This window comes from Gordonia sp. i37 (assembly GCF_002043085.1).
Lineage (GTDB): Bacteria > Actinomycetota > Actinomycetes > Mycobacteriales > Mycobacteriaceae > Gordonia > Gordonia polyisoprenivorans.
In genome coordinates this window covers 1-12,232 of the sequence record NZ_MVPX01000232.1, presented here as the reverse complement: position 1 = coordinate 12,232, position 12,232 = coordinate 1, and the positions used below count along the sequence as shown (strand labels likewise).

The 12,232-nt window shown below is 68.8% G+C and carries 8 protein-coding genes and 1 riboswitch; of the genes, 2 read left to right on the top strand and 6 right to left on the bottom strand.

Going from position 1 to position 12,232, the window contains the following annotated elements; translation table 11 throughout:
- Nucleotides 1–31: 31 nt before the first annotated feature.
- The 5 genes from B1964_RS10665 to cobN form a co-directional block, all read right to left on the bottom strand.
- A complete protein-coding gene (locus tag B1964_RS10665; protein ID WP_020171317.1) occupies nt 32–832 on the bottom strand; it encodes a polyprenol monophosphomannose synthase in 801 nt (266 codons plus the stop codon).
- Complete coding sequence (lnt, locus tag B1964_RS10660) at nt 819–2,594, bottom strand: apolipoprotein N-acyltransferase (protein ID WP_079929727.1); 1,776 nt, start codon at nt 2,592–2,594, stop codon at nt 819–821. The genes B1964_RS10665 and lnt overlap by 14 nt, the downstream gene beginning before the upstream one ends.
- The gene (locus B1964_RS10655) at nt 2,591–4,219 is read right to left on the bottom strand and encodes an amidohydrolase family protein (RefSeq protein ID WP_079929726.1); all 1,629 of its coding nucleotides are present in this window, start codon (nt 4,217–4,219) and stop codon (nt 2,591–2,593) included. Before B1964_RS10655 ends, lnt begins: the two co-directional genes overlap by 4 nt.
- Nucleotides 4,220–4,306: 87 nt before the next feature.
- A complete protein-coding gene (locus B1964_RS10650) occupies nt 4,307–4,813 on the bottom strand; it encodes an FxsA family protein (protein ID WP_006372805.1) in 507 nt (168 codons plus the stop codon).
- Nucleotides 4,814–4,917: 104 nt separating this feature from the next.
- Complete coding sequence (cobN, locus tag B1964_RS10645) at nt 4,918–8,574, bottom strand: cobaltochelatase subunit CobN (RefSeq protein WP_079929725.1); 3,657 nt, start codon at nt 8,572–8,574, stop codon at nt 4,918–4,920.
- A gap of 58 nt (nt 8,575–8,632) precedes the next feature.
- A riboswitch (cobalamin riboswitch) is annotated at nt 8,633–8,699 on the bottom strand.
- Between the two features lie 78 nt (nt 8,700–8,777).
- Between cobN and cobG the strand changes: the two genes are divergently transcribed.
- Nucleotides 8,778–9,971 (top strand): precorrin-3B synthase, encoded by a 1,194-nt coding sequence (cobG, locus tag B1964_RS10640; protein ID WP_079929724.1) that lies wholly within the window; start codon nt 8,778–8,780, stop codon nt 9,969–9,971.
- Here cobG and B1964_RS10635 read toward each other — a convergent pair.
- Entirely contained in the window at nt 9,956–11,488 is a 1,533-nt protein-coding gene (locus B1964_RS10635) for an NAD(P)/FAD-dependent oxidoreductase (RefSeq protein WP_006372808.1), read from the bottom strand. The genes cobG and B1964_RS10635 overlap by 16 nt on opposite strands.
- Nucleotides 11,489–11,545: 57 nt before the next feature.
- Between B1964_RS10635 and B1964_RS10630 the strand changes: the two genes are divergently transcribed.
- The coding region (locus B1964_RS10630) for an SDR family oxidoreductase (protein WP_079929723.1) at nt 11,546–12,232 on the top strand (687 nt) is incomplete at its 3' end.

Here is a 12,232-nt window from a genome sequence, read left to right as displayed (position 1 = left end):
CCCCCCGTCGTTCTGTCTATCTGGTGCGTCGTCAGCGCCGTACGCCGAGTTGGGCGAGCCGACTCTGCACACCCCAGCGGAACACCTTGACGAAGGCCTCCGACATGACGCCACCGCTCATCTTCGACTGACCGATCTCGCGTTCGGTGAAGGTGATCGGAACCTCACGGACGTCGAAGCCCGCCTGGATCGATCGCCATGCCAGGTCGATCTGGAAGCAGTACCCGGCGGATTCGACGGTATCGAGGCTGATCTTCTCCAGCACCGCGCGGCGGTACGCGCGGTAACCGGCCGTGATGTCGTGGATTCCGGCACCGAGCGCGAGACGCGCGTAGGTGTTGGCGCCCCGCGACAGGATCTCGCGCCGGCGCGGCCAGTTGACCAATTCGCCACCCTTGACGTAGCGCGAGCCGATGACCAGGTCGGCGCCGTCGTTGATCGCCGCAAGCAGGGCGGGTAGTTGTTCGGGAGCGTGGCTGCCGTCGGCATCCATCTCGATGATGACCTCGTAGTCGCGTGCGAGCCCCCAGGCGAATCCGGCCAGGTAGGCCTTACCGAGTCCGTCCTTGTCGACCCGGTGCAGGACGTGGATGCGGCCTGCGACGTCGGCGGCGGCCAACTCGTCGGCAACCTCACCGGTACCGTCCGGGCTGGAATCGTCGACGACGAGCACGTGGATGGCGCTCAGCGCGGTCTGCAGGCGACCGATGATGAGTGGCAGGTTCTCGCGCTCGTTGAAGGTCGGGATGACGACCAGCGCTTTCTCGCCGTCGGGCCCGACCACGGTGGGTCGCTCGACACCACCGGCGGGCGATCGGTCACTGTTCGTCACCGGTGTACTCCTCCGACTTCTCCGGGGCGGTGCCGGCACCCTTGTGAGGCCGCACCGCCGTGAATCTCTGAGTGAACCTAGTACGCATTGCCACCGCGACCAAAAGCGCCACCACCGCGAGGAGCATCGCGATGCGCTCCGGCCATGCTCCCAGACGGGTGGCGATCGTCGTGGCGGAACTCAACGGAAGCCGGTCGGCGAGGATCGCCGGGGTGAAGATGTCCGATTCCGACGTCATCGATCCGTCTGGTTCGATGAGTGCGCTGACTCCGCTGGTCGCGGCCACGATCACGGCCCGACCGTGCTCGACCGCCCGGAATTGCGACATCGCGAGCTGCTGGTAGGTCATGTTCGTGCGACCGAACGTGGCGTTGTTGGTGGGTACGTACAGGATCTGGGCGCCCTGATCGACCGCGTCGCGTGCCGCCCGGTCGAAGGCGACCTCCCAACACGTGGTGACCCCGACGGCGACGTCACCGGAACGTCCGGGCACGGTCAGCACCGACGGGCCGGTGCCGGGGCGGAAGTTGCCTGCCATGTCGGCGTAGGACGAGAACATCCGGAAGAACGGACGCCACGGCAGGTATTCGCCGAAGGGCTGGATGATGTGCTTGTCGTACCGCGCGATGGGGCCCCGGCTACCGTCCCAGACCAGCACGGTGTTGGTCGGGCGACCGTCGGGTTCGACGATCAGCGTGCCCACCAGGATCGGTGCGCCGACGGCGTCGGAGGCCGCGGTGATCTCTGCGGCGGCGTCGGGGTTGTCCAGTGGATCGATGTCGGAGGCGTTCTCGGGCCACGCGACGAACGACGGTTGCTCGATGTGGCCGGCGTTGATCTCGTCGGCGAGCGCCATGGTTTCTCGGACGTGGTTGTCGAGGACGGCGCGCCGCTGGGCGTTGAACTCGAGTCCGAGTCGAGGCACATTGCCCTGGACCGCCGCGATCTGCGCCGAGGCACCCGATACGTTGCGGTCGACGGTGTCGGGCAGTAACGCGATCGCCGAGACCGGCGCGAGCAGGGCCAGGACGATGCCCAGTGCGGCGCCGCGGACGACCGAGGATCGTGGGCCCATGCCGACCGCGGTGTCCCGGCGGGCGGCGAGCTGGATCACCCAGACCACCGATGCGCCGAACAGTGCGACCGCCCCGGACACCCCGGGCGCCCCGAGGACCGACGCCAGCGGCAGCAGCGGACCGTCGACCTGACTGAATGCGGTTCTACCCCAGGGGAATCCGCCGAAGGGAAAGGACGACCGCAGTCCCTCGACCAGCACCCACGACAGTGCGAACCAGATCGGCGGCACGGGCAGACGCATCGTCAGCGTCGCGCACACCCCGAACAGGGCCAGGTAGGCGGCGAGCGCGGCGGCGAGCGCCAACCACGGCAGGGGTCCGACGTACACACCGATCCAGGGCAGCAGGGGGACGAAGAACCCGAGACCGTATACGAAGCCGATCCAGGCCCCGGTCCGGGCGCGGGGACGCCCCTCAGCCAGCAGCCCGTAGAGCAGTCCGAGTGACACCACCCCCATGAACCACCAGTTGCGGGGTGGGAAGGCCGAGAACATGGCGAGCCCGGCCAGGGCGGCGAGGACGGTGCGTACCGCCCACAGCGTTCGGCGGTGTGCGGCGGGCGAGGCGGTGGTCCAACGGTCGCGCAGCCGATCCCGGCGCCGCGGTGGGGACTGCTCGGTGCCGGCGGAGCGATCCGCATCGGCATCGGTCCCGGGGACGGCGTCGGTTCCCGGTGCGGGCGTCACCAATCGCCCCGGTCGACGTCGTGGATGATCGAGCCGGCGCGGACGGTCCGCACGCATCGTGGCAGGCGGGCGTCGGGTGAGACGTCGGGCAGCGCGGGTACGCGCGATCGCGGATCGGTCGACCACCGCTGCACCCCGGCGTGCGAGCCGGCGACCACGAGGTCGTCGGCTTCCCACACCGCATAGTCGGCACGCGCTCCGGGTTCCAGCGTGCCGGTCAGTCCGTCGTGCACACCGCCGGCGCGCCACGCGCCGCGTGTGCAGGCGCCGAATGCCGCCCGCGCCGAGATCGCCGACGACGCCCGATGTGGGTGCACCGCAGCTCGGATGGTTGCCCACGGATCGATCGCCGTCACCGGCGAATCGGAGGAAAACGAGAGTGCCACACCGGCTTTGGCGAGCATTGCGAAGTCGTTGAGGCCGTCGGCGCGAGGCCCGAGCCGTTGGGCATACAGCCGTTCACGTCCACCCCATTCGGCGTCGAACAGCGGCTGCATGCTCGCGATCACTCCGCAGCGGGCCAGGATCGCGGCGTCGGTGGCGTCGGTCATCTCGACGTGTTCGAGCCGATGGGCGCAGCGTGCCAGAGCCGGTGTGCCGAGTTCGTCGGCGACCGAGGCGAACGCGGCGATGACGGCCTTGGTCGCGGCGTCACCGATCACATGGAAGCCCGCCTGCGCGCCCGCCAGCGTGCAGGCGTGGATGTGCGTCCGGATGGTCTCGGGTTCGAGATAGTTGATGCCGCTGGTGTCCGGATCGTCGGTGTAGGGCTCCCGCAACCACGCGGTGTGCGAGCCGAGAGCGCCATCGACGAACAGATCCCCGGCCAGCCCGTCGGCGCGGGTGATGGAGAGCAGCTCGGCGGCATGCTCGGCGTCCTGCGCCGCCTGCCCCCAATAGCGGCGCACCTCCACCGGGTGGTCGAGGTCGGCCAGGGCGAGGAAATCGTCGAGGCCGGCGATCTCGGGTCCGCCGTTCTCGTGCACCGCCACCACTCCGGCGGCGGCCGCGGCGTCGAGTGCCCGGCGCTGCCACCGGGCGCGGGTCGCCGGGGTCACCAGTGTCCGGGCAGCGGCACGCACGAGGTGGTGTGCCTGGGCGACGAGCGGCGCATCGGGGTCGTACCCCTCGGCGGCGTCGAGGTCGGTGACCAGCCGGCGCAGCGCGGTGGAGGCGACCGCCGAGTGCTCGTCGATGCGCGCGAGGTAGACCGGGCGGTGACCGACGACGTCGTCGATCTCGGCTGTCGTGGGAAACCTGCGGTCATCCGGATCGACGCCCGCCCAGGTGGAATCGTCCCACCCGAGCCCCCAGATCAGCTCGTTCTCGTCGGCTCCGTCCGCGGCGGCCGCGAGGCGTGCGAGACAGTCGGTACGGCTGGTGGACTCACTCAGCGTCAATCCGTCCAGGGCGAGTCCGGTCGACGTCAGATGCACATGGGAATCGACGAAGGCGGGTGCGACGAAGCGCCCGGCCAGATCGATGATCCGGGCATCGGGGTGCAGGGCTCGGCCCACGGCGTCGGAGCCGACCCACGTCACGACGCCGTCGGTGACGGCGAGCGCGGTCGCGTCGGGAACGCTCGATGAATAGACGAGTCCGCCGAGCAGGAGTTCGGTAGCCACGATCGTCCAGTGTGCCCTGAGTGGGGTCGGCAGGTGTCGGGGGGTTTGGTGCGGTGCGGATCGAGGCGACGGCGGTCGGCGCGGTGATCAGTGTCCGGGCGGCAGCTGCCGGTCGCCGGCCGGGGTGGCACCTGCATGCGCCGGGTCGCCGGGAGCAGGCGAATCGACGACGGTGCCGTCGATGACGGTGCCACGTCGGAAACCTGAGGTCGCATAGATTCCGGCGCGATCCATCGCCACCACGAGACGGCGGGCGCCGAACGCGGTCACCGCGGGCCGGACCAGGCGCCGGGTGGGCGGTGCGAGCAGCACGATGCCGGCCAGTGTGGAGACCACGCCGGGGATGATCAGCAGGATCGAGGATCCGGCCATGATGGCGGTGTCGGCGAGTGGTGCCCGGGCGTCGACCTCATTGCGGGAGGCGCGCCGGAGTTCGCCGAAGACCTTCGCACCCTGCCAGCGCAGCATGAGGAAGCCGACGACGGCCGCGGCGATGGTGATGAGCACCGCCCACCCGAAGCCGAGGGTCATGGTCATCGCCACGAACACGCCGATCTCGACGGCGAGATAGAGCAGGGCATACGCGAGTCGCATGAGTCGGCCTTTCGTTGCGTGTCTGCACCGCTCAACGAACGAGGCGCCGGTTTTGCTCCGCAACCCGGGCCCACCGACTCTGGGAAAACACTGAGAAATCCGCGCTACTCCCCGTCGCGCCCCTCGATGTCACCCTCGGTCTGCAGATACACCGCCCGGAGGTCGTCGAGCATCTGCGCCGGGGGCTCGTGCCACATATCGCGCTCGACGGCTTCGAGGAGGCGTTCGGCGATGCCGTGCAGCGCCCACGGGTTCGACTCGGCCATGAACTTCTGATTGTGCTCGTCGAGGACGTAGGACTCGGTGAGCTTTTCATACATCCAGTCGGCGACGACGTCGGTGGTGGCGTCGTAGCCGAAGAGATAGTCGACGGTGGCCGCCATCTCGAAGGCACCCTTGTATCCGTGGCGCTGCATCGCCGAGATCCACCGCGGGTTCACCACGCGCGCCCGGAACACGCGACTGGTCTCTTCGGAGAGTGTGCGTGTACGCACCGCGTCCGGGCGGGTGGAGTCGCCGATGTAGGCCTCCGGAGAGCGTCCCGTCAATGCGCGCACCGTCGCGACCATGCCGCCGTGGTACTGGAAATAGTCATCGGAGTCGGCGATGTCGTGCTCGCGGGTGTCGGTGTTCTTGGCGGCCACCGAGATCCGCCGATACGCGCTGCGCATGTCGTCGACCGCCGGGATGCCCGACAGGTCGCGCCCATAGGCGTACCCACCCCATTCGGTGTAGACCCGTGCCAGATCGTCGTCGGTGCGCCAGTCCCGCGAATCGATCAGTTGGAGCAGACCCGCACCGTAGGTCCCCGGTTTGGAACCGAAGATACGGGTGGTGGCCCGACGCCGGTCGCCGTGCTCGGCCAGTGCGGCACGGGCATGGGCCGCAACGAAATTGGAGTCATCGGGTTCGTCGGCGTCGGCGGCGAGGGCGACGGCGTCGTCGAGCATGGTGACCACGTGGGGGAATGCGTCGCGGAAGAAGCCGGAGATGCGGACGGTCACGTCGATCCGGGGCCGGCCGAGTTCGGCGAGGCCGATCAGTTCGAGCGCCGACACCCGGCGCGACGCCTCGTCCCAGACGGGCATCACGCCGAGCAGCGCGAGCACCTCGGCGATGTCGTCGCCCGAGGTGCGCATCGCACTGGTGCCCCACACCGACAGCCCGACCGACGCGGGGTATTCGCCGTGGTCGCCGAGGTAGCGCTCGAGCAGGGAATCGGCCATCGCCCGCCCGGTCTCCCACGCGAGGCGCGACGGTACGGCCTTGGGGTCGACCGAATAGAAGTTGCGGCCGGTGGGCAGCACGTTGATCAGACCACGCAGCGGCGATCCGCTGGGACCGGCCGGGATGAACCCACCGTCGAGGGCGTGCAGCACGCGCGGGATCTCCCCGGAGGTCTGTCGCAGCCGCGGGACGACCTCGGTGGCCGCGAAGCGCAGGATGTCGGCGACCGCGGGCGGATGCCCGGTGGCCACCTCGGCGACGGTCTGTTCCGACCAGTCCCCCGCCGCACACGACTGCACGATCTCGCGGGCGAGGTGTTCGACGGCGTCGACGTCGGTGCGCGCGGCTTCGCCGCTGCCCTCGGTCAGGCCCAGGGCCTCACGCAGTCCCGGGAGGGCCGCCGTCCCGCCCCACAGCTGTCGGGCGCGCAGCATGGCGAGTACGAGGTCGACCTCGTGCTCGTCGGCGGGAGCCTGTCCCAGCACATGCAGTCCGTCGCGGATCTGCACGTCCTTGATCTCACAGAGCCAGCCGTCGACATGCAGGAGCATGTCGTCGAAGACCTCTTCGTCGGGGCGCTCGGTCAGCCCGAGATCCTGATGCATCTGCGCCGCGGTGAGCAACGTCCAGATCTGCTGACGGATGGCCGGCAGCTTGGCCGGATCGAGGGTGGAGATGTTGGCGTGCTCGTCGAGGAGTTGCTCGAGACGGGCGATGTCGCCGTAGGACTCGGCGCGCGCCATCGGCGGGATCAGGTGATCGACGAGCACCGCATGGGCGCGTCGCTTGGCCTGGGTGCCCTCGCCGGGATCGTTGACGAGGAAGGGGTACACCAGCGGCAGATCGCCAAGGGCGGCATCGGTTCCGCAGTCCGAGGACATGCCGAGTGTCTTACCGGGCAACCATTCCAGGTTGCCGTGTTTGCCGATGTGCACCACCGCGTCAGCGCCGAAGCCGGGGATGTCGCCCGCTCGCCCCGCCCGCCCGGCGACCCAGCGGTACGACGCCAGATAGTGGTGCGACGGTGGCAGATCCGGGTCATGATAGATCGCGACCGGATTCTCCCCGAATCCGCGCGGTGGCTGCACCATGATCGCGGTGTTGCCGAAAACCAGTGCGGCGATGACGATGTCACCGTCCGGATTGGTCGAGCGGTCGACGAACAACTCCCCCGGCGGCGGCCCCCAGTGTCTCGTCACAGCCTCACGCAACGCAGCGGGCAGCGTCGCGAACCAACGCGTGTAGTCCGCCGCCGACACCCGAATCGGGTTGGCGGCCAACGACTCCTCGGTCAGCCAATCGGCATCCTGACCGCCCGCGGCGATGATCGCATGGATCAGCGCATCGGAATCGTCCTCGGCCAGACCGGGAATGGCGTCCGGGCCGGATTCCGGGCCGATGTCGTATCCCGCGTCGCGCATTGCCCGCAGCAACGACACCAGACTGCGCGGGGTGTCGAGGCCCACGGCGTTGCCGATGCGGGCGTGCTTGGTCGGATACGCCGAGAGCATCAACGCGATACGACGTCGGGCCGCGGGGGTGTGGCGCAACCGGGCATGGGCCGCGGCGATGCCCGCGACCCGTGCACATCGCTCCGGATCGGGACGATAGGTGGGCAGCCCGTTCTCGTCGAATTCCTTGAACGAGAACGGCACCGTGATGATCCGGCCGTCGAACTCGGGCACGGCGACCTGGGTGGCGACATCGAGCGGCGAGAGCCCGTCGTCGTTGGCGTCCCAGTCGGCCCGCGAGGACGTGAGGCACAGGCCCTGCATGATCGGGATATCGAGGGCGGCAAGGCGTTCGATGTTCCAGGCATCGTCGTCACCGCCCGCCGACGCGGTGGCCGGGGTGGCGCCGCCGGCCGCGAGGACGGTGACGACGAGCGTGTCGGCGGTACCGAGCAGCTCGATGAGGTCGTCGGGAGCGGTGCGCAGCGACGCACAGAACACCGGCAGTGCGCGGGCGCCGGCGTCCTCGATGGCGCGGCACAACGCGTCGATGTAGGCGGTGTTGCCGGCCAGATGCTGCGCCCGGTAGTAGAGCACGGCGATCGTCGAAGTCGACCCGTCGTGGCCCGCGTTGGCAACGTCGGCGCGCGCAGTGCCGGAGCGATCGAGGATTCCCCATGCGGGGGTCTGCGCGGGCGGATCGAAGCCGAGGCCGGTGAGCAGCAGTGTGTCGGAGAGGAAGTTGTGCAGGTTCTCCAGATTGCTCACGCCCCCCGCCGCGAGGTAGTTGTGGGCCTGCTGGGCGACTCCGGCGGGAACGGTGGAGCACGCCATCAGATCGGGGTCGGGCTGCTGCTCACCGGACAGGACGACGACCGGGCGACCGGCGGCCAGTACAGCTTCCAGCCCGTCCTCCCACGCGCGGCGCCCACCGAGGATCCGGACGACGACGATGTCCGCCGGCGCAACCAGATCGGCGATGTCGTCGACCAGCAGCCGCGACGGATTGGCGATCGCATAGTCGGCGGCCGCGGCATGGGCGGTGATGAGGTCGGTGTCGGAGGTCGACAGCAACAGGATCATGAGAACTCCTCACCGGGGTGGCGCGCCCGGTCGTGTGGTCGGGGTGCCCAGCGACAGGTCTGACTCCGGGCGCATCCGTGGACACCCCCGACACAGTGGCGCGACCGCGCCGGAATCACACCGGCTTCTGACGCACTGGACGTGTGGTTGGAGCCTAGTGCAGGCGCCGTGGGCGGCCCACACCCGCGTCTACGCTGGATCCCGTGACCGAACCCCGCGAGCGCAGCGCCGACGACCGGTGTCCGGGTGTGTTCACTCCGCACCCGGCCGCCGATGGTGCGCTCGCGCGGGTCCGACTGCCGGGCGGTGTGCTCTCCGCCGCTCAGATGCAGACCCTGGCCGAGGTCAGTGCCCAGCACGGCGACGGGTACCTCGAGCTGACTGCGCGCGCCAACATCCAGCTGCGCGGGATCAGCGATGTCGAGGCCGTCGCGGACGCGCTGACCGCGGCCGGTCTGGTACCCGACGGGGTCGGGGGTGAGGACATCGGCGGTAGGGAGAAGATCCGCAACATAGTGGTGAGTCCCCTGACCGGCCGGATCGGGGGCCACGCCGATGCGTCGCCGATCGCCGCGGCGCTCGATGCCGAACTGCGTCGTGCCGATGGTCTCGACGGTCTCTCGGGCAGGTTCCTGTTCGGGGTGGACGACGGACGCGGTGATGTGGCGCGTCACCGGCCCGATGTGTGTGCCGTCCTGCGGCATCCGGCGGAGACCGGGGTGGCCGACATCGTGGTCGACGGTGAGGTGGCCGGTTCGGTCGACACGACCGCCGCTGTCGCGCCGGCGCTGCTCGACGTCGCGCGTGCCATGGCGGCGCTGACGGGACCCCGCCGCTGGCGCATCCACGACCTCGACGCCGCGACGCGCGTGTCGGTGATCGATGCGGCGCGGCGGCGCCTCGGACCACCCGGAGACCAGACATCGGCAGATGTACCGGCGACTGGGCCGGTCGTCGGATGGTTCGAGCAGGACGACGGCCGGGTACTGCTCGGTGCGGTGGTCGAGCTGGGTCGTCTCCCGTCGCGGCTCGCCGAGTTCCTGGCTGCAGTCGGCGCGCCGATCACGATCACCACCGATCGGGAGATCCTTCTCTGCGATCTGACCGAGCCGATCGCCGAAACCGTCGTCCGCGTCCTCGCGCCGATGGGCCTGATCTTCGACGCCGCCTCACCATGGGTGCGGGTCACTTCGTGTGCCGGGGCCCCGGGATGCGCCAATTCGCACGCGCCGGTGCGTACCGATCTCGCGAACCGGGTCGCGGTCGGTGAGCCGGTGACCGACCGTGAGCACTGGGTCGGGTGCGAGCGCGGATGCGGCTCCCCCACCGAGTCACATCTACGGGTCGAGGCCGGCCCCGACGGCTATCACACGCGTCGGGTTCAGGAGAACAGGTAGTCCTCGAGCGGGAACGTGTCCTGCGCCCGCACCGCCTCGGCGACAGAGGTCGGCCGGAACAACGGGGTCTCTCCCTTGGCGTTGAACCAGTACGAGCGTGACCGGGCGCAGTTGCCAAGGGCGAACACCGAATCGGCGATCCGGGTGGTCATGTCGTCGAGGAACTTCTCGTTCGCCTCTTCACGGACCTCGAAGGACACCGCATCCCGGCGTCGGACCTCCCCGAAAAGCCGCGCGATGTGCCGCATCTGGCATTCGACCGTGGTGAACCAGGACAAACCCACCCACGAGTAGGGGCCGGCGGAGTTCAAGAAGTTCGGGAAGTACGGCATCGTCAGACCCTCGTATGCGGCGAATGCGGTTTCCCGCCACCACTTTCCGAGATTGCGGCCGTCGCGTCCGATCACCTCGATCGCCGGGAGATTCTTCTCCCACACGTCGAACCCGGTGGCGAGGATCAGGACGTCGACCTCACGGGTACGGCCGTCGGCGGTGACGATGCCGTCGGGCACGATGTGATCGATGCCGGTGGTGTCGAGGTTCACGTCCTCGCGTGCGAGCGTGCGGTAGTAGTCGTTGGAGACCGTCGGGCGTTTGCACCCGTAGTCGTAGGCGGGTGTGAGATCGCGACGCATCTGCGGGTCGCGCACCTGCAGATACCGGAAGAGTGCGGCAATCCGTTTGACGGCGTCGTTGACGCGACGAAATCGCCGGAAACGCCACATTGCGATCAGCATCGCCATCTCCTGGGTCACATCGGTGACCCAACGCACCGCTCGCTGACTGGCCGGCATCTGCCGAAACAGTGCTCGCACCGGCGCAGGGATGGGGGCGTCGAGCTTGGGCATCACCCACATCGGTGTGCGCTGATACACCGTCAACTCCTCGGTGAGATCGGCGATTTCCGGGATCAGTTGCACTGCAGTCGATCCGGTCCCGATGACCGCCGCGCGTTTACCGGCGAAATCGTAGTCGGGATCCCACCGTGACGCATACACCACCCGCCCGGCGAAAGTGTCGATACCGGGGATGTCGGGGGTGGCGGGCTGGGACAGGAAACCGGTGGCGCACATCAGGAATCGCGTCGTCATCGTGGTTCCGCCGGCGAGGGCGACACGCCAGGTGTTGGTCTCGGCATCCCACCGCGCGCCGTCGACCGAGACACCGAATCGCATATGCCGCCGGACATCGTACTTGTCGGCGACGTCCACGGCGTACTGCTTGAGTTCTGTTCCCGGTGCGTATAGCCGCGACCAGTTGGGGTTCGGCTCGAACCAGAACGAGAACGTGGGCGACGGAACATCCACGGCCAGACCGGGATATCGATTCACATGCCACGTACCGCCGAGGTCGTCCTCGCGTTCGAGGATGACGAAGTTCTCGTAACCGAGCCGCTTGAGGGCGATCGCGGCTCCGATGCCGCCGAATCCCGCACCGACGATGATCACGTCGTGGAGTTCGTGCCCCGGCTCCGATGACCGCCCCTGCTCTGGTGACTGTGGGTCCGCGGAATTCATGGCTACCTTCCTGTGGGAGTTGACGGCTCGCGTATCGAGCTGCCTACTCTGGTCGACATGGACGTCTCGAATGCGCACGTACTCCTCACCGGCGCCTCCGGCGGGATCGGCGAATTCCTGGCAATCGCACTGGCCCGACGCGGGGCCCAGCTGACCCTCACCGGACGGCGCTCCGACGCGCTGACCGAACTCGCAGATCGAGTGGGCGGCCGGGTGATCACCGCCGATCTGACCGAGCCGCAAGCGCCGACCGAGGTGGTCGAGCAAGCCGGTCGCGTCGACATCCTGGTGGCCAACGCAGGTCTGCCCGCGTCGGGTCCACTCCTGGAATACGCGACCGAGGAAATCGATCGTGCGCTCGAGGTCAACCTCCGGGCGCCGATCCTGATGGCCAAAGCTGCTGCAGCGCAGATGATTCCACGCGGACGAGGCCACCTCGTATTCATGTCGTCGCTCTCGGGAAAATCGGCATCGTCGAACACGTCTCTCTACAACGCGACGAAATTCGGTCTTCGCGGGTTCGCGTTGGCGCTGCGGGAGGATCTGCGGCCCCACGGGATCGGCGTGTCATCGATCTACCCCGGACCGGTGCGTGACGCCGGCATGATCGCCGATTCCCGAGTGGGCCTGCCGCGCGCGGGCACGGTCACCGCTGCCGCCGTGGGCGCCGCCACGATCCGAGCCATCGAACGCAACCGGCTCGAGACCACGGTGGCGCCCTTGCCGCTGCGGGCGGCCACGACG

What these genes read in the sequence shown, in the direction of transcription:
- B1964_RS10650 (WP_006372805.1), bottom strand. Translation starts at nt 4,813, where the DNA reads ATGCGACTCGCGTATGCCCTGCTCTATCTCGCCGTCGAGATCGGCGTG.
- cobN (WP_079929725.1), bottom strand. Translation starts at nt 8,574, where the DNA reads ATGATCCTGTTGCTGTCGACCTCCGACACCGACCTCATCACCGCCCAT.
- B1964_RS10635 (WP_006372808.1), bottom strand. Translation starts at nt 11,488, where the DNA reads ATGAATTCCGCGGACCCACAGTCACCAGAGCAGGGGCGGTCATCGGAG.